This window comes from Pseudoalteromonas sp. ECSMB14103 (assembly GCF_000813065.1).
Classification (GTDB): domain Bacteria; phylum Pseudomonadota; class Gammaproteobacteria; order Enterobacterales; family Alteromonadaceae; genus Pseudoalteromonas; species Pseudoalteromonas marina.
This window is the reverse complement of the sequence record NZ_JWGY01000005.1, coordinates 26681-46157: the sequence shown is the minus strand read 5'-3', so window position 1 is coordinate 46157 and position 19477 is coordinate 26681. Positions and strand designations below refer to the sequence as shown.

Below are 19477 nucleotides of genomic sequence, written 5' to 3'. Positions count from 1 at the left end.
AATATTAAGGCTTGAAAATAACTACCTACTGGTCGATAATTTTATGGTCAACAATAGGATGAAGATGTATGAGCAAAAAAGAGGCCCTACTCAAAGCGGCAGAGAATAAAGTACGCCTAGGCGGATACAGCAATTTTAGCTTTAGAGAACTTGCTAATGAAGTAGGTATAAAAAGTGCCAGTGTACATTATCACTTCCCTACTAAAGCCGACTTAGGCGCAGAGCTTGCACATCAATATACTGATGCGTTTTTGCTTTCATTAGGGGAACCCGCTGAGTTAAAAGCGCAAGGTAAAAACCCTATCGACTTTTATACGTCGCTATTTAGAGGCGCATTGGTGACCGATAAAAAAATGTGCTTATGCGGTTTACTTGGCGCCGAGAGTGACAGCTTACCTGAAAAAGTACGTGAAGAAGTAAAGCGCTTTTTCACTCAAAATTTAACCTGGCTAAGCGCAGCGCATTCGGTCAACGGTGAAATAAACCCACAAAAAGCAGCTATTCAAACGGTAAGTATGCTTCAGGGTGCGATGATGATCAGTAAAACACTCGACGATCACAGCTACTTTGATTTAGCAACGCGAGACAGTATTTAACCAGACGATTTGACGAATAAAAAAGCGAGCTTAAATAGCTCGCTTTTTAGTTTTACACGGAAATTATTTAAACTGCTGGGCTCGCTTTATGCTTAGCATGCACGATGGCAAGTATGATCAGGCCAACCACCGCGACCCCTGCACCTATGGGTTTACCTAAATCGCTCGATAAGTTAAAACCAATTGCAGCTGTTGTGATATACGACAAGGTCACAGCCGTTGCAATAACCGCAGGTATACTTGCAATCCAGTGAAAGGTGCCACGGTCAAACAAATATTTAGTAGCAAGCCATAGTACACTGGTAGAAAGCAACATATTTGAAAACGCAAAGTAACGCCAAATTAATGAAAAATCCAACTTGGTCATAAAGTAAGCAATAGTTAGAATAGGTAAAGCCAACAACAGACGATTACGTATACTTTGCGGAATATTAAAGGCATCAACTACCGTTAAGCGCAGTGAACGAAATGCGGTGTCGCCTGAGGTAATAGGGAAAACAGCAACCGCAATAATAGCCATAATACCGCCAAATACACCTAAGTAACTATTTGCAATATGGTTTACAACTAAGCCTGGACCACCTTGATCAAGCATTGCTTTTAAACCAGCATAACCTTCAGGGAAAGCCGCAATACCAGCCAATGCCCAAACACAACCAACAATGCCTTCACACATCATGGCACCGTAGTACACCGGGCGTACATATTTTTCGTTTGTTAAGCAACGAGCAATAATAGGTGCTTGCGTTGAATGAAAACCACTAATAGCACCACAGGTAATGGTTATGAATAATAGGGGCCAAGTTGGTAACCCGTCGGGGTTTGGTGCTAAAAAGTCATGCGCGTGATCGGCTTCAAAATACGCCAAAAAGTCGCCAGCAACCGGTAAATGTGGCGCGTTAATAAGTAACGACACGGCAACAGCGACTGTCATAACAATCATTAACAAACCAAAAATAGGGTAAAAACGTGTAATGATCTTATCAATTGGTAACAGCGTCGCTAAAAAGTAATAAGCCAAAATAGCCAATACCCAAAAAGTATTATTGGCTAAAAATGTACCTTCAAATAAATTTAAGTTACTAAGTAAACCCGCTGGGCTCATTATGAATACTACACCAACAAAAAATAACAGCATTGCGGTGAAAATAAGCATAAAGCCTTTAAATACAACATTGTAATAGTGACCAGCTATTTCAGGTAAGCTTTTACCGTCTTCTTTTATACTCATTACACCTGAGAAAAAGTCGTGAACAGCGCCACCTAATACATTTCCTAACACAATCCATACGAGCGCAACCGGACCATATAAAGCGCCCAGTATAGGGCCAAAAATTGGACCCACACCCGCAATATTTAAAAATTGAATTAAAAAAGCACGAACAGGGTGAATAGCCACGTAATCAACACCTTCACTAAAGCGTTTTTGTGGTGTATCAACCGTTGAATCCATGCCTGCTTGTTTTTCTACAAATGGGCTATAAAACTTATATCCCAAAATTAATATAGTGAGGCAAATAAAAAAGATAATCATAAAGCACGTTTCTCTTTTGTATGTGTATTTAGAAGCGCAGTGTGTATCGCTTCGCATAAAGGTGACTTAATAACTTTGGAACAATATCAAAGCTATTTTTTACAGACAATTAGACGTTTAGCTAATACCTTAGTCGCAATCGTTCATGACTTGTTCAATTTATAAAGTAATTTGATAACTCGTTTAGAAACCTGACGAATACCGCTGTTTAAACGTTCAAAATGTATGTTTACCACACTATTTTTAGGCAAAAAAAAGCGGCTAAGCATATTGCTTAAGCCGCTTTCAACACACAATTTTTTTAAAGAGGACGCATAAATTCGTTAATTTTTTCATGAGTCAATGTAGGTGTAGCACCTGCACTTTCTGCAACCATAGCCCCTACCGCACAGGCAAAATCAACCGCATGCTGAGCACAATCGCTGCTACATAATTGATATATCAATGAACCTAAGAATGAATCCCCAGCGCCCACTGTGTCTACAACACTAATTAAATAGCCTGAATTGTAATAATTTTGGCCCTTAACCGTTAACAGTGCGCCGTGACTGCCTTTGGTTACACATAAATATTCGGTGTTAGTTTGCTCTGCAATAAACGCTAGATTTTGCTCAAGCGAATGGAACTTACAGCCCATTGCTTTGGCAATTTCGTAAAGCTCTTCATCGTTTAACTTGATAAAATCTGCTTTATTCATCAAATCTACTAGCGTGTCTAACGTGTAATGCGGGGCGCGTAAATTTACGTCAAACACTTTAAAGTTAGCTACATCAACTAGCTGGTTTAGCGTAGCAAGTGAGGCTTCACTGCGGCCAATTAGGCTGCCAAATACAAATACATCACTTGCTTTTACTTTTTCAATAAGTGAACCAGTAAGAGTAATGTTGTCCCACGCCGTATCAGCGACTATTTCGTAGCTGGCTGAACCGCTTTTGTCTAAAGTAACTTGTACGATGCTGGTTTTTTTGTCGTTATTAACGGCAATATAATCGCAACTAACGCCTTTTGCTTTAATTTCGCCAAGAAGCTCAGTACCTAATTCATCGTTACCTACTGCGCTTATCATGTCGGCTTTAATACCTAATGAGTTAATGCGCACACACATGTTTAATGGTGCACCACCTAAGCGTTTACCTGTTGCAAAACAATCCCATAGCACTTCGCCAAAACAACTTACGCTTACGTCCTTACCTTGTTTAGAATCAATTAAAATGCTCATTATTAGTTACCTTTAGGCTCAAGCACGTTTTTCATAATTGCTTTAATTTTGCTTGCTGGTGCGTATAACGCGTCTACATTGTTTTTGTAGTGAGACGTAAAGGCGCTTTGCGTGTTTAAATCGCCAAATAAGCTTGTTAGCGATAAAAATGCAAGGTCATCAGTCGTCGTTTTAGCAGCAGCTTCATGAAGCTCGCTTTGCATTGCATCAATTACTTCAAGCGTATTGCCTTGCTCATCTTCCCCTCTGTCGCTATAAAAACACCATGCAGCAATAACGAGTGTAGCTAGTGATACATCTCGCCCTTGCGCTAGGTTTTCGTTAATAGTGGCAATTAAAAACTTAGGTAGTTTAGCTGCACTCTCCGAACAAATACGCGATAAGCTGTCTTTAATATTAGGGTTTGCAAAACGCTCAATAAGTGTGTCTTTGTAGATTTCAAGATCAATGCCTTCTAATTGCTCTAGGTTAGGCGTTACTTCTTTATCCATAAACGCACGTAAGTACTTTGCAAATAAGGGATCTGATACTGTTTCGTCAATTGTGCCATAGCCATGTACAGACCCCAGTAAACCCAGTACTGAGTGGCCTGCATTTAATAAGCGAATTTTCATGGTTTCAAAAGGTGTTACATCTTTTACAAATTGAGCACCAGCGTTATCCCAATTTGGCCGCCCGTCACAAAATGAATCTTCAATTACCCATTGTGTAAACGATTCACACGTTATTGGCCATTCATCGCTAACACCGTAAGCATCAACAACGTAGTCAATATCACTTTGTTTAGATACTGGCGTAATTCGGTCTACCATAGCATTGGGAAACATTACATTAGCAGCAATCCATTCACTTAATGCAGCATCTTGCTCTGCGGCAAAAGCGAGTAACATTTTGCGCGTTACATTGCCATTATGTTGAATGTTATCGCACGACTGTACTGTAAACGCATTAAGGCCTTGTTCTTTACGTAGCTTCAACGCAGCTGCTATATATCCAAATGCAGTAATAGGATCGTTTGGATTATTAATGTCGTTAATTATGTCTGGGTTTGCATAATCAAACTCACCCGTTACTGGGTTAAAGTTGTATCCGCCTTCAGTAATAGTTAAAGACACAATTTTAGTATCAGGGTGTGCGAGCTTATTAATAACAGCTTGTTTGTTCTCAGGCGCAAACAAAAAATCAATCATAGAACCTATAACGGTATTGTCTATTGTCCCATTTGGGTGTCTTACCGTTAATGTGTAAAGGTAGTCTTGCTGCTTTAATACATCGCGAAGTCCACGATTTGCTTCAAGCAAGCCTACACCACAAATACCCCATTGCTCAGAACCTGGCGTTTTTAATAACTCATTAATATACATGGCTTGATGTGCACGGTGAAAACCGCCAACGCCAATGTGAACTATACCTGCTTTTACTTTACTGCGGTCGTAGCTAGGGGTGTCTACATGGCTTGGCATATATGCCAAACTTTGTTGATTTAGCCCTTTAACAAGAGCATTAGTGTGATGTTGTGTCATGGTGCGGCCTTACTAAAACAAAAATTAAAAAACGTGTAAATTACAATGCAGCATTGAGCGCTTTATGGCGTTTTAATGACCAATAAGCGGTAACAAAATAGATAACCGTACAGATGAAACACGCTATCTCAAACTGCAATTTGTTTGCGCTATATATGCTCATTGTGTCGCTAAAAAACATGACTTGGCTTGCAAATATACAAATAATGACAAGTGAAATAGTCGAAACCGCATTAAGCACTTTAGTAAACATAGAACCATCAACTACAGGTTTTGGAATATCTTTCGCCTGCGCTGCTTGATACGCTTTAATATCACGTTGCTCTTGTTCCTCAGCAGCTATATGTTGTTTGTAGTCTTCACCAGCGCCATACTTTTTCGCTAACAGCGTGTAAACAACAATGGTAAAAAACCAGGTAGGTATAAATAAGTAATAAAACGACATAACATCTAGCGCATTTAAACCAAAGCCAAACACTAACGCTAACGCCCAAGACGCAATGGCCGGCACACTTCGAGTTATGTTTTTGTATTTAGCCCAGTAGCGCGTTAAGCCAATTTTAGGAAATAATACATGCTCGGCAAATACAATCGCCCCAACAGGCACAACCAATAAGCCAGCATAAGTAAGTAAAGGTAGCATTTGAGAAAATACGAACGGGAAACATGCAATAACTACGGTCACAATCCCTACAATAGCGGTTGTGCGCTCACGAGAGTGGTTTACAAAAATAGATTGCGCCGCAAGCCCCGCACGATAAAGGTTTGCGTTAGCAGTAGTCCAACCTGCAATAATTACAATAACAAACCCAGTCCAACCTAATGCGTGGTAAGCCACATCGCCCGGATCGAGTGATGAAATAGTTGTTTTAAGTAATACCGCAACACCTGCACCCATAATACCGGCAGAGATCCACGCTAAGTAATGACCAAAAAACATGCCTACGCCCGAGAACAAACCATAGCTTTTGCGCTTGGCGAATCTAAAAATCGCCATATCAATTAAACCAAAGTGAGTAATAGAGTTAGCAGCCCACGCAAAACCAATTACTTCAAGAAGGCCAATCCCCTGCTCCCCTTCTGCGTTCGTACCGGTCCATATGGATGAGTCGCCAATGGTCATAAAGTCACTAAAGCTGGTTAACGTGGTTGACCCAATTACATGATTTGAAAGTTCAGGGAAAAGTGCAAACGAGCCCGCAATAAAAATAACAAATAGCCAGGGTGCACAAATTTTAGAAAAGTCAGCTACAGTAGAAAAACCATACATAGCAACAAACACAACAATAGAGCCAACGGCTAAAACAATACCCACAAACGCTAAACTATTTGGGTACCAATCTAACTGTGCAGGAATATCAAATAAAAATCGAACCGCAGTGGACGATACCGTAATCATCGCCGCCGATATAACACTAAAAATAATGACGTTAGCCCAGTTATAGAGCTTAGTCATTGAGTTACCAGCAATTTTGTTCAAATAATTATATAAGCTTAAACGCGTCTCTACTGCAATTGGCGCTGTAATTAGCCACCAAGAACACATTGCTAATAAATTACCAATTAATAGACCTAGTAAAATGTCGATTGTTGATGCACCCAGTGCAACAAATGTTGCACCAATAACAAACTCAGTGGCTGCAACATGCTCACCCGCGTATAAACCGGCAAAATGCTTCCAACCATGAAGCTTATTATTAGCAACGGGAAGTTGCTCTTCGTTTACATCTTTAAACGTGTGTGTGTGTGGACTCGTTGCCATGGTACTTCCTATTGTTTTAACACGATAATAATCACAAAAACGTGCATTTAGTTGTGTGTGCGGCTACGCACACAACCTCGAAAATTCTTAAACAACGTCATTCATGTCAGTGTGGGACTAAATCAACGCTATTTTTATATTTTTAGGGTTGGATACATTTCATAAAACGCTTTCCAATCTGTTAAATGAGCAACCTCGGGGTATGCCTTGTGAACAAAATTAACAGCTCCTTGCATATGCCCTCCACCGCTGTAATGAAGTACTTGCATATTTGCGGCAAGCGCAGCACTCACGCCCGCTATAGAGTCTTCTATTACCAAGCAATGGGCTGGACTAACCCCCATTTTTTTAGCGGCGTGTAAAAATAAATCCGGCGCAGGTTTGCCATTTTTTACTTCACTTGAAGTAAACACCTCATCAAAATAATGACTCAATTTAACTACGCTTAATGCTTTTTCTGTTCGTGCAGGGCTACTACTAGTTGCTATACAGCTAGGTGTAGCTAAATTAGCCAATACCTCTTTAATGCCATTTGTGGGCATTAGGGCTGTTTCAAACTCATGTAAAAGTGCATTTCTATAATCAGCTTCAAATCGCTCTGGCAATTCAACATTAAAAGCATCAGCTATCTTTTGAGTAACCGCTTTAAAATTGCACCCTAAAAAATGTTCTTGTACATAAGCACGGTCAATAAACACCGCTTTATCAACAAGCATATCGATGAGCACTTGCGCACTTAAAACTTCGCTGTCAATTACAACGCCATCACAGTCAAAAATAACCAGTTCAATTTTAGGGTTCATTTTTTTACCTTATTGCATTTAGTTTTATGCAAACACAATCTTGAGCATAAGCTCAGGGAGTGGGCATATTCTCTTTATTATTATAATATGTCAACACGTTGTGAACTTAAAAACTCGCTACATAGTTCAAATAATCAACACCTCAATACAAAAGCTGTTGATTTTCATTAGTTTTGATTTTAGCTGTTACGACTAAAATCGCATGCTGTATTCACAGCAAGTGTATTTACTGCAGATACCAATCTGCTTTTATGATTATTACAATCTAAACAATCAATTTTACCGAAATAAATTTAACCCATACACTCGTTAACAGTTAAACAGCCAGCAACACTGCCGGCACTTTTAAATAATGAGGTCGACAATGAAAACTCAAATAAACACAACAAAAACTAAATTAACTTTAAGCGCATTAGCCCTTGCAGTGGCATTACCTGCAAGTGCGGTTACCACTCTTACAAAGGACAACGGCGCAGCTGTTGGCGATAATCAAAACTCAATGACCGCCGGTGAGCGCGGCAGTGTATTGCTTGAAGACGTACACCTAATTCAAAAGCTGCAACGTTTTGCACGCGAGCGTATCCCTGAACGTGTAGTGCATGCGCGAGGAACTGGCGCACACGGCGTGTTTGTAGCCTCAAAAGAACTAGACGATTTAACAATTGCGGCGCCATTTGCAGAAGCAGGTAAAGAAACAGACGTATTTGTTCGTTTTTCATCAGTAATTCACTCAAAAGGTAGCCCTGAAACGCTGCGTGATCCTCGTGGTTTTGCTACAAAATTTTACACAGACCAAGGTAATTGGGATTTAGTGGGTAACAACTTACCTGTGTTCTTTATCCGTGACGCGATTAAATTCCCAGATATGGTTCACTCGTTAAAGCCATCTCCGGTAGATAACATTCAAGATCCTAACCGCTTATTTGAGTTTTTCTCGTACGAGCCGGGCTCTACTCACATGTTAACGTGGGTATACAGCGACTACGGTACACCAGCAAGCTTACGTAAAATGGATGGTTGGGGCGTACATGCATATAAAATGATTAATAAATCAGGCGATGTTAAATACGTTAAGTTTCATTGGGTAAGCCAACAAGGTATCGACAACCTAGATTCAAAAGAAGTAGCCGAAGTACAAGGAAAAGATTTTCAACACTTAACACGCGACCTGTACACCGAAATTGGTAAAGGCAACTTCCCTAAGTGGGACCTATACATTAAAACACTTGACCCATCGCAGTTAGATGACTTTGATTACAACCCATTAGATGCAACAAAAATGTGGTTAGACGTTAAAGAAACAAAAGTGGGTACAATGACCTTAAACCGTATGCCAACTAACTTCTTTCAATCTACAGAACAAGTTGCAATGGCACCGGCAAATGTAATCCCGGGTATTGAGCCTTCTGAAGACAGACTGCTACAAGGGCGTGTGTTTTCATACTCAGATACACAAATGTACCGCTTAGGTGCTAACCACCAACAATTGCCAATTAACCGCGCAAAAGTTGATGTGGTTAACTACAACCAAGACGGCGCAATGAACTACGGTAATACAACAAGTAATGTGAACTACCAACCAAGTCACGAAAACGTTGCAGAAAACCCAATTGCACGCAGAAGCAACACTGAACTTAAAGGTTTTGTACAACAAGCCGCGATTAAAAAGCAGCAAAACTTCGCACAAGCTGGCGTACTTTACCGTGGCTTTAGTAAGCAAGAACGCACTAACTTAGTTAACAACTTAGCCGGCGATTTAGGCAAAGTGAAAGACAGCAAAGTAAAGCACAAAATGCTCAGCTACTTCTACAAAGCCGACAGCGAGTACGGTACACGTTTAACTAAAGCCGTAAATGGCGATATTAAAATGGTTAAACAATTAGCCGCTAAACTTTAATAATTTTACCCAACCAAGAGGAAGGATCGACTCTCCTTCCTCTTTTTTAAAAGGTAAACCGTATGCGTAAATTCCTTATCATATTTACTTTAGTAATGAGCTTTTCAAGCCTTGGTAATGAACAACAAAATACTGTGAATAAGCCAACAACCGCACAAGCACAATACGACAGCTTACTTGCATATTACTTTGCTGCCGCACGTACTGACGACACCGCCGTAATAACGCAGTTTGTTGATGCTGGTATTCCTATTAATAGTTACAACAACAAAGGTTACACCGCGCTAATGATTGCCACTTATCACGGTAATAAAAGCACGGTTAACACGCTTTTACAGTTAGGCGCTAATGCGTGCCTTGAAGACAACCGCGGTAATACGGCCCTAATGGCCGCTATCTTTAGGGGCGAATTTAGTATAGCTAAAACACTTGTCAGCCTTGATTGCGATAACGCCCATCAAAACAAAGCCGGCCAAACAGCAGAGCAATTTGCACAAACTTTTGGGCAACAAAAAGTACTCGACTTACTAGCGCAGGTGAATAGTGACGCAAAATAGCTTGTTTTTGATTTTTTGCCATTAAGACATGAACACGGGAAAAATAGTATTATTGCCTTTACTGGTCTAACCAGCTATTCTTTTCATCTGTGTACTTTATATGGAAAATAATAACTCTAATGGCCACACCACACTTTGATCACATCACTATTACCTGTAATAACAGGCAAACATTAAGCGCGCATGTATTTAAACCAGAAGGCACCATAAAAGGCGCAGTAATGATTGCACCTGCAACGGGGATTAAACAGCAGTTTTATGCAAACTTTGCTACTTACTTGCAGCAAAATGGATTTTCCGTTATTACGTTTGACAACAGCGGGATAGGCCAATCACTTAAAGGCAGCATTAAAAATAGTAAAGCGAATTTGCAATCGTGGGGCGAGCAGGATATGCCCGCAGTGCTAGAACAACTTCAAAAAACATTTCCGAATACCCACTACCATTTGATAGGTCACAGTGCCGGCGGGCAGCTAGTAGGTTTAATGCACAATGCCACTCAACTCAGCTCACTGTTTAACTTTGCGTGTTCGTCGGGCAAGTTGACCAATATGCGCTTGGCGTATCAGGTTAAAGCTCACTTTTTTATGAATGGGGTTATTCCGGTGAGTAATGCACTATTTGGCCATACTAAATCACAATGGTTTGGTATGGGCGAGCCTTTACCTAAAGGCGTAGCTCAACAGTGGCAAAAATGGTGTAACGCACAAGGGTATGTTAAATCAGCATTTGGCAATACAGTATTTCAACATTTTTATAATGAACTAGCCATGCCTTCCCTTTGGATTAATGCCAGCGATGATGATATAGCAAATAACGATAATGTTGCTGATATGCTTTCTGTTTTTCCAAAACTTAACGCACAAACGCTACATTTAACGCCCAGTGAATATAACCTGAAAGATATTGGCCACATGAAGTTTTTTAGTAAAAGGTCTGCCGCTTTATGGCCTTTAGCACTAGACTGGCTAAACAAACATAGTATTTAACACCATGGTGTGTTTAGCTCCCTATACGCTAAACACACACCTGCTAACTCCATCTAACCTCTGCATACCTAAGCATATTTACGTGCTGTTAAATTTAAAGCCACTTTAGTAATTGACCTTTCGGTCAGTAAAGCTACAATCAATCAACACGTTAAACACGCACAATCAATAATGACCACACAAATAAAACCAAATAAAAAAGAAGTCACTCGGGAAAAAAACCAACTGCTTATATTAAATGCCGCCGAGCAATTATTTTCTCTTAATGGGTATGACGGCGCAAGCATGAGCATGGTTGCAAAAGAGGCTAACGTTCCAAAAGCTAACATACTGTATTACTTTAAAAGCAAAGATGGCCTTTACGAAGCGGTAATAGATAGAATAATAGCAAATTGGAACTTAGGCCTAGATAACGTCACCGTTGAAGACGACCCCGCAGCAGTGCTTTATAACTACATAAAAAGTAAAGTAATACTTGCCGTAAACCAACCTCTTCAATCTCGTTTATTTGCCAATGAAATTTTGCGTGGCGCCCCCTATTTACAAAACTACTTTAGAACAAATACACGGCCTTGGGTTAAACAAAAAATTGATGTGTTTCAATCCTGGATGGACGCAAAAAAAATAGACCAAGTGGACCCCCATCACCTTTTATTTACTATTTGGTCAACAACACAATACTACGCAGACTTTCAAGCAGAAGTACTGCTAGTTATGAATAAATTAGAATATGACGAAACCGACGTGGCACAAATAACACAATCAATTGCCCACATAATTTTAAAAGGTATTGGCTTAAAAATACCCGCCCCAAACGAGGCCTAACACATGGAAAACTTTACAACCCCTGACCTATTCGACGATCACCGCAACTCGGTTCAAGTAGCAGATAGTGGCTTGCGCCACTTTGGTAAAAAAACCACCTTTAGTGGCCAAGCAGTAACGGTAACCTGCCCAGAAGACAACTCGCTTGCCGCCGATGTTCTCCATCAAGATGGTAAAGGGAAAGTGTTAGTAATTGATGGGTTTGCTAGCAAACGTTTTGCTTTTATTGGCGACATCATGGCCGAACGCGCGCTACAAAATGGCTGGGAAGGTGTTGTAATAAATGGTTGTTGCCGAGATATAGAAATACTTGCCACTATGAATTTACCCGTAATGGCAATTGGTTCAACCCCTCGTAGCACACTTAAGCGCGGTTTTGGCGATCAAGACCAAGTTATTAATATGCTGGGTACCGCAATAGCACCAAACGATTGGCTGTATGGCGACGTTAATGGCCTAATAATTAGTAAAGCCCCCCTTATTTAATAAATTCGTGTAAATAATAACAACTAGTTTGGTGCAGCAATGCACCAAGTTGGTTTGTTTTGCGGTTAAAAACACCCACTTTAAAACTTCAAAATTATAAATCCCCCTCTGCAACCCCCAAAAACCTGACCAATCGGACAGGAATTTAATTTTGGCATTTGTTTTGCTTGTATTAAGTTCGCTAAAACCACAACCACCGATGCAAAGTATAATTAGTGCTCAGTTAATAAAAATAAGATATTACGTAGAGAGCTGAAAAAAATAACAACACTATTCTCTTTTACTCAATTTAAAATTAGTAAATAACCATTTGGTCAGTTTTATGTAGATGGGTTACAAAATGAACACGCAATTAAAAAATAAAAACACAGGTATATTTTGTGACCATGGACCCAGTAATTGGCAATCAAGTCAAACGGGCATACTAAGCACTAAGCGCCTAGCCGTAAAAGATGTATTTGCCGTTAAAAAGCAAAAAAACAGTGCAGGTAATCCCTGCTGGTTTAAAACACATCCACCAGCCCAGCAAACAGCAAGTAGTGTAAACAAATTAATGGATGCAGGCTGTATTTTTAAAGGTTTTACCCATACCGACGAGCTTGCCTATAGCTTAGAAGGCAATAACACTCACTATGGCGCAGCACAAAACCCCAAAATAAAAGGGCATGCATGCGGTGGTTCTAGTATGGGATCAGCCGCCGCAGTAGCCGGCAATTTAGCTGACATCGGGTTGGGCACCGATACCGGAGGCTCTATTAGAATACCCGCAAGTTATTGCGGTTTATTTGGTATTAGGCCAAGCCATAACGTAATTGAAAAAGACGGCCTAATCCCGCTAGCACCGCCTTTTGATACCGTTGGTTGGCTTACCCAAAGCGCAGAACTATTAGAAAAAGTAGGCGACATATTGTTACCAAGCCAAGCTATTAATAGTGTAAATACCTTGGTTATTTGTGAGCCCTTATTTGAGCTAGTCAGCCCAGCTTTACAAGCACCACTTAAACAACTGCTTAAAAAAACCAAACCTTATTTTAAACACCACAAAAATTTTGAACTACCTAACATCAGCTTATTAAGCGAACTCGCTGATAGTTTTAGAATATTGCAAGGACGTGCTATTGCTAAAGTGCACAAAGATTGGCTTCAGTTGCCGGAGCACCCTCCCCAGTTTGCTCCGGCAATCGCGGCCCGTTTTAAAATGGCATTGGCACTAACCGCCCAAGAAGAAAAAGAAGCACTTAACGTTCAAACCCAATGGCAAACATTAATTGCTAAAAACCTAAATTCAACTAGCTGCTTATTTTTGCCAACAACCCCAACAACCGCACCTAAATTGGGCGCCGACACAAGCGCCTTACGCATGCAAATAATTACGCTATCGGCTATTGCGGGCTTGAGCCGCTCGGCGCAAGTTCACTTACCATTGGCTAATCTAGCAAATGGCCATCCATATGGGTTTTCACTCATGATGAGCCACAGTAACGATAAAAGCTTACTTGCCTGCGCAACACAACTAGCTGCATATTTTAAACAGGAAACTCTCACATGAACGCACACAACATTGCCTTTACGGCCCCGCACTTCTCAGCGACCGAGGCAGGCACCTTTATACTAAAACAAGGCGGCACAGCCACCGAGGCTATGGTTGCAGCAGCCGCTGCTATTAGCGTGGTTTACCCACATATGAACTCAATTGGTGGCGACAGTTTTTGGCTTATTGACAACCCAAACCAAAGCACACCCACCGCAATTGATGCATGCGGCCGTGCACCAAACGACATCAGCGCCTACAGCAATGAGCAACAAATACCAGAGCGTGGCGGTTTAAGCGCATTGACTCAAGCGGCTACACTTCGTGGCTGGCAAAAAGCCCTTGAATTAGATGAGCACGCAGTCCTTTCGCTAAGTACTATTTTAGCCCCAGCTATCAAACTTGCCCGCGAAGGGTTTACTGTTACCAAAAGTTTGCAAGCAGGCTGTGAAAAACTCGCGACGGTTACCAGTACAAACGATGCCTTTAAAGCGCTATACATACCCAACGGTAAACCGTTACAAGCAGGCCAACATTTTAAAAACCCACAACTGGCCAATACTTTTGAGCATTTAGCAAAGCACGGCTTAAACGCTTTTTATGAAGGCGAACTTGCCGAATCGTTTGCAGCCGATTTAGCCAAAGCTGGCAGTATTATTACCCCAAATGATATTGCCAACACGCAAGCCGATGTAGTAAGCCCGCTAAATGCTAATTTGTCGGGTATTAATTGTTATAACTTACCTGCACCTACTCAAGGCGTACATTCGCTACAAATAATCGGAACCGTTGATAAGCTAAAACACACCGCTAAAACCGAAGCCGATTGGACCCACTTAATTGTAGAAGCCACCAAGCAAAGCTTTACGCACCGCCCAACGCTTTGGGCCGACCCTAAAGCGCTTGGCGATGATTATAAAAACGCATTAACTGATGAGCGTTTAACCGAGCTTGCCAACAATATTGATATGAATACCGCCAAAAAATGGCCGTTTGATGCCCAGCCCGGCGATACAGTTTGGATGGCAGCACGTGATAAGAACGGCCAACTAGTGAGCTTTATTCAAAGTATTTACTGGGAATTTGGTAGCGGCATACTCATGAGCGAAGGCGGATTTGTATGGAATAACCGCGGTTTAAGCTTTAGCTTAAACACTAAAGATACCAATGCACTAGCGCCAAATAAACGCCCAGCACATACCCTTAACCCAGCTATGGCTAAGTTTGACGATGGCAGACGCCTTGCCTACGGCACTATGGGTGGTGAAGGCCAACCACAAACTCAAGCCGCTGTATTTGCCGGATACGCGTGGCGAAATAAATCAATTAACCAAGCGGTAAGCGATCCGCGCTGGTTACTGGGCCGCACATGGGGCGACACCAGCACAAATTTAAAAATAGAACACAGCCTCGCTGCCCAAATAGACAATGAATTAAATAAACGTGGCCACGATTGGGTAAGTGTCGAGGACAATAACGAAATGATGGGTCACGCAGGTGCTATTTTAGATACACCTACAACCCTTGAAGCTGCAACGGATCCTCGCTCTGATGGCCGTGCAACTGTTTCATCAACGTAGTAGGAACACACATGACAGAAATAATAAACCAATGGCCAATTATTGTGGCCTTAATAGCAACTGGGATTTTTGCCGGAATTTTAGCAGGACTTTTTGGCGTAGGCGGCGGTATTGTTATCGTGCCTGTGCTGTACTTTTTACTGCAAGGCTTTGGCGTAAGCCCTGAGTCGGCCATGATGATAGCCACCGCGACATCGCTTGCCACCATAGTGCCTACGTCTATTTCATCTATTCGCTCGCACCATGCAAAGGGAAACATTGACCTTGCTTTAATTAAATACTGGGCGCCGTTTATTTTAGTAATGGCCGTTGTAGGCAGCTACTTAGCGCACTCAATACGCGGTAATGCACTGGTACTTATGTTTGCTTGTATTGCTATTTTAGTCAGCCTTAACATGTTGTTTAGAGCCGGCGCACCAGCCCTTGTAAGTAAATTACCGGGTAAATTTGGCCAAGGCGTAATGGCAAGTATTGTCGGTGGCTTATCGGTAATGATAGGCATTGGCGGCGGCACAATTGGTGTGCCCATGCTTAACGCATTTAACGTACGTGCCCATGTTGCCGTTGGCACAGCAGCTGTATTTGGCTTATTGATTGCCCTACCTGGCGTAATTACCTTATTAAGTATTGGCACCACGCCAACCGATGCTCCCCTAGGTACGTGGGGGTTAGTTAACCTCCCTGCCTTTTTACTTATTATTCCACTCACTATTTTGTTTGCGCCTATTGGCGTAAAAATTGGTAGCAAGCTGGATCAAAAACAATTAAAACGCGCCTTTGCCGTTGTATTAATGATAACGGGCATTCGCATGCTTATTCAGACTCTCGGAGCCTAAAACATGTTTAGTAACACGCAAATTCAAACTTTAAACCCGCCGCAGCGTTTACTCATGGGGCCTGGGCCAATTAACGCAGATCCACGCGTACTGCGTGCTATGTCGGCGCAGCTAATTGGCCAATACGACCCAGTAATGACCGGTTTTATGAATGAAACCATGGCGCGTTATCGCGAAATATTTAAAACCAAAAACGAATGGACCATGTTAGTTGATGGTACATCGCGCGCAGGCATAGAAGCCGTATTGTGCTCTATTTTACGCCCTGGCGATAAAGTACTGGTGCCCATTATGGGCCGCTTTGGCCACTTGCTTGTTGAAATAGCCGAGCGCGTTGGCGCAAAGGTACACACCATAGACGTACCCTGGGGCGAAGTATTTACCCCCGAGCAAATAGAAAAAGCCATTGTTGACGTAAAACCCCATGTACTTGCCATGGTGCAAGGCGATACTTCAACAACCATGAACCAGCCGCTTGAATACATTGGTGATATTTGCCAAAAGCACGATGTATTATTTTACTGCGATGCCACCGCCTCAATTGTAGGTAACGATTTACCCGCCGATGAGTGGAAACTCGACGCGCTGTCGGTTGGTTTGCAAAAATGTTTAGGTGGCCCGTCTGGTTCTGCGCCATTAACACTAAGCGATAAATGCGCTAATTGGATCCAAAAGCGTAAAAAAGTAGAAGCGGGGATCCGCACCGCGGAGCATACCGACGGCACCGAGCCATTTGTACGCTCTAACTACTTTGATTTAGGCATGATCATGAATTACTGGGGGGAGGAGCGCCTTAACCACCACACCGAAGCCACCAGCATGCTGTATTGCGCATCAGAATGTGCACGCATTGTTATTGAAGAAGGCGTAGATAACTGCGTTGCCCGCCACAAATTACACGGCGATGCAATGCTAACGGGTATTCAAGCACTGGGCTTAAACGTATTTGGCGACATTAGTCATAAAATGAACAACGTAGTGGGTGTGTATATTCCCGAAGGAATTAACGCCGACCATGTACGCGGACAAATGCTAACCGACTTTGGTATTGAAATTGGCACCTCGTTTGGGCCGCTGCATGGCAAAATTTGGCGTATTGGCACCATGGGCTACAACGCCCGTAAAGATGCCGTATTACAAACATTGGCAAGCCTAGATGCCTGCCTGCATGCCAACGGTTACAAAGGCCCTAAAGGCGAAGCCGCTATTGCCGCCCTTTCCCATTACAAATAATAAAAAGGATTTAGCATGACGATTGCAAGCCCACTCCATGAGCCATTATTAAACAGCGAGCTGGCTAATAAATTTGCTGCACGCGCCTTAGTGCGTTGTAAAACACTTAGCAGCCTATCGCAAATGCAAGGTGGCATTCACCGTGTGTATTTATCTAAAGAGCACAAAGAATGCAATAGCGTTACTGCCGAGTGGATGGCTGAGGCAGGCATGCAATCGTGGCAAGACGAAGTAGGCAATTTATGGGGGCGCTTAGTATCATCAAACCCAAACGCTAAACGCTTAATTATAGGGTCGCACCTTGACACTGTACCAAACGCCGGTGCATTTGATGGTATTTTAGGGGTGTTACTTGGTATTGAAATAGCCGCCCTAGCACATGAATTAGAGCTAGATCTACCCTTTCATTTAGATGTTGTGGGTTTTTGTGATGAAGAAGGCACCCGCTTTGCCACCACATTAATTGGCTCAAAAGCACTAGCAAACGAGTTTGCCCCCCAGTGGTTAAATATACAAGATACAAACGGCATTACCATGCGCCAAGCCATGCTGGATTTTGGTTTAAACCCAGATGATTACGCTAAAGCTGCGCTTAACAAAAACGAATTACTCGGTTATTGGGAAACCCACATAGAGCAAGGCCCTGTGCTTGAGTCGGTAAATCAGGCGCTAGGCATAGTAACCGCTATTGCTGGCGCCAAACGCGCTATGATCACTTTAACAGGTCAAAGCGGCCACGCGGGTACAACTCCAATGAACTTGAGGCAGGATTCACTAGCAGGCTGCGCTGAATTAGTAACCGAAATTGAAAAACTAGCAAACAATGCTAAAAATGGCGAAGTTGCCACCGTAGGACAAATACAATCGCGCCCCGGCGCAACAAACGTTATTGCCGGTAAAACGACTATAAGCCTAGATGCGCGTGCTCAAAACGATGACGACCTAGCAGTATTACTTAATGCAATACATACTCGCGCGGAGCAAATTGCAACTAACCGTGATTTAACGCTTGATTGGCAATGGACGCATGCAGCCGGTGCAGTTGCATGCGACACCACTATTCAACATTTGTTTTCAAGCGCATGTAAACTCAACAACCAAGCATCGCCTTCACTTGCCTCAGGCGCTGGGCACGATGCAATGGCAATCGCTCCAATTTGCCCCGTTGGCATGCTATTTATACGCAGCCCTGGCGGCATAAGCCATCACCCAGCAGAAGCTGTTATTGATGAGGATGTAACAAAAGCACTCAACGTAATGTACAGCGCACTTGTACTGTATACACAAACGTTAAAAGAATAGTGAAGCTAATAAGTAATACAGGGGTTAAAATGTAAGTATTGCTCTATTTAACGATTAACCTTGTGAGGTTTTACTCGCATATTACCAAGATGAGCTACAGCAGTAATAGTAAATACCTGCTTTTTATCTTCAATTGTAATATTACTGATGTTTAAACGGCGCATTTACGTCAATTATTTCTCTTTTGCAATTACCAATAGTAATTATAAGCCACTACCTTTTTTGGTGTTTTTAATCCAACGATAAATAACCTAAAGTGTTATTACAAATAAAAGGTAGAAACTTGATTGCATTAAATAATAAATGGCCGTTTTCGGACAGCCCAAAATACAGATTGATATAGTAAAACTTAGGGCTATAGCTGTAGAAAGTAATAAGAGTAAAAGTAAAATACCAAATTTAATATGTATCATGCCATTTGACACTTAAAGAGAATTTAAAGTCAAAATCACCTATTTTTGATACATCAATATAAAGCATAGTTAACATGACAAAGAACAGCTGCGCTTACTCTCCTTTGCTATTTGTCAAGTTGCGTTCACATCCAACTTTATTTTATAACGTAATTTAATACTAAGTAGAGTCCCTAATAAAACAGCAAGAACATGCAGCAAAGCTGCCGACACATAAGTTAATAAACCAATAAACAGTCGCGACTAAACCAGCTTGTTTATAGGGGGTCACTGTTTGCGTATACCCTAGGTAACAATAAACGATAAAAGAGGTTACAGACTCGATGGCGTAATGGGAAAAAGTGTATGATGTACTTTGAATGATCTCATCAAAGCCAACAATCGACGTCAC

At 41.8% G+C, this 19477-nt stretch carries 16 protein-coding genes; 11 read left to right on the top strand and 5 right to left on the bottom strand.

Annotated features, from left to right (window positions below; all coding sequences use genetic code 11):
- Positions 1 to 68 precede the first annotated feature (68 nt).
- On the top strand, positions 69 to 596 hold the full coding sequence (locus tag RF53_RS09980; RefSeq protein WP_039037537.1) for a TetR/AcrR family transcriptional regulator: 528 nt from the start codon (positions 69 to 71) through the stop codon (positions 594 to 596).
- Between the two features lie 67 nt (positions 597 to 663).
- Here the strand turns inward: RF53_RS09980 and RF53_RS09975 are convergent, their stop codons facing one another.
- The 5 genes from RF53_RS09975 to RF53_RS09955 form a co-directional block, all read right to left on the bottom strand.
- Entirely contained in the window at positions 664 to 2130 is a 1467-nt protein-coding gene (locus RF53_RS09975; protein WP_006792628.1) for a carbon starvation CstA family protein, read from the bottom strand.
- 301 nt (positions 2131 to 2431) lie between these two features.
- The gene (locus tag RF53_RS09970; RefSeq protein ID WP_039037536.1) at positions 2432 to 3349 is read right to left on the bottom strand and encodes a carbohydrate kinase family protein; all 918 of its coding nucleotides are present in this window, start codon (positions 3347 to 3349) and stop codon (positions 2432 to 2434) included.
- A gap of 2 nt (positions 3350 to 3351) precedes the next feature.
- Complete coding sequence (locus tag RF53_RS09965) at positions 3352 to 4872, bottom strand: mannitol dehydrogenase family protein (protein ID WP_039037535.1); 1521 nt, start codon at positions 4870 to 4872, stop codon at positions 3352 to 3354.
- A gap of 40 nt (positions 4873 to 4912) precedes the next feature.
- Positions 4913 to 6634, bottom strand: coding sequence for a purine-cytosine permease family protein (locus RF53_RS09960; protein WP_039037534.1), 1722 nt, complete (start codon positions 6632 to 6634; stop codon positions 4913 to 4915).
- Between the two features lie 134 nt (positions 6635 to 6768).
- Positions 6769 to 7437, bottom strand: a complete 669-nt coding sequence (locus tag RF53_RS09955) for an HAD family hydrolase (RefSeq protein WP_039037533.1) — start codon at positions 7435 to 7437, stop codon at positions 6769 to 6771.
- 364 nt (positions 7438 to 7801) lie between these two features.
- On the opposite strand from RF53_RS09955, the gene RF53_RS09950 reads away from it, so the two are divergent.
- From RF53_RS09950 to RF53_RS09905, 10 genes are all read left to right on the top strand, one after another.
- Positions 7802 to 9334, top strand: coding sequence for a catalase (locus RF53_RS09950; protein ID WP_039037532.1), 1533 nt, complete (start codon positions 7802 to 7804; stop codon positions 9332 to 9334).
- A 95-nt stretch (positions 9335 to 9429) separates the two neighbouring features.
- Positions 9430 to 9891 carry an ankyrin repeat domain-containing protein gene (locus tag RF53_RS09945; protein WP_442960100.1) on the top strand — a complete coding sequence of 154 codons (462 nt, stop codon included), beginning with the start codon at positions 9430 to 9432 and terminating at the stop codon, positions 9889 to 9891.
- Between the two features lie 119 nt (positions 9892 to 10010).
- Complete coding sequence (locus RF53_RS09940; RefSeq protein ID WP_039037530.1) at positions 10011 to 10880, top strand: alpha/beta hydrolase family protein; 870 nt, start codon at positions 10011 to 10013, stop codon at positions 10878 to 10880.
- A 171-nt stretch (positions 10881 to 11051) separates the two neighbouring features.
- Positions 11052 to 11705, top strand: coding sequence for a TetR/AcrR family transcriptional regulator (locus RF53_RS09935; RefSeq protein ID WP_039037529.1), 654 nt, complete (start codon positions 11052 to 11054; stop codon positions 11703 to 11705).
- Positions 11706 to 11708: 3 nt separating this feature from the next.
- Entirely contained in the window at positions 11709 to 12191 is a 483-nt protein-coding gene (locus tag RF53_RS09930; RefSeq protein ID WP_008128543.1) for a putative 4-hydroxy-4-methyl-2-oxoglutarate aldolase, read from the top strand.
- A gap of 340 nt (positions 12192 to 12531) precedes the next feature.
- Positions 12532 to 13740 (top strand): amidase family protein, encoded by a 1209-nt coding sequence (locus tag RF53_RS09925; protein WP_039037528.1) that lies wholly within the window; start codon positions 12532 to 12534, stop codon positions 13738 to 13740.
- Positions 13737 to 15302, top strand: coding sequence for a gamma-glutamyltransferase family protein (locus RF53_RS09920; protein WP_039037527.1), 1566 nt, complete (start codon positions 13737 to 13739; stop codon positions 15300 to 15302). The genes RF53_RS09925 and RF53_RS09920 overlap by 4 nt, the downstream gene beginning before the upstream one ends.
- Before the next feature lie 11 nt (positions 15303 to 15313).
- On the top strand, positions 15314 to 16138 hold the full coding sequence (locus tag RF53_RS09915; RefSeq protein ID WP_039037526.1) for a sulfite exporter TauE/SafE family protein: 825 nt from the start codon (positions 15314 to 15316) through the stop codon (positions 16136 to 16138).
- Between the two features lie 3 nt (positions 16139 to 16141).
- Positions 16142 to 17371 (top strand): pyridoxal-phosphate-dependent aminotransferase family protein, encoded by a 1230-nt coding sequence (locus tag RF53_RS09910; RefSeq protein WP_039037525.1) that lies wholly within the window; start codon positions 16142 to 16144, stop codon positions 17369 to 17371.
- Positions 17372 to 17386: 15 nt separating this feature from the next.
- Positions 17387 to 18673, top strand: a complete 1287-nt coding sequence (locus RF53_RS09905; RefSeq protein WP_039037524.1) for an allantoate amidohydrolase — start codon at positions 17387 to 17389, stop codon at positions 18671 to 18673.
- Positions 18674 to 19477 lie beyond the last annotated feature (804 nt).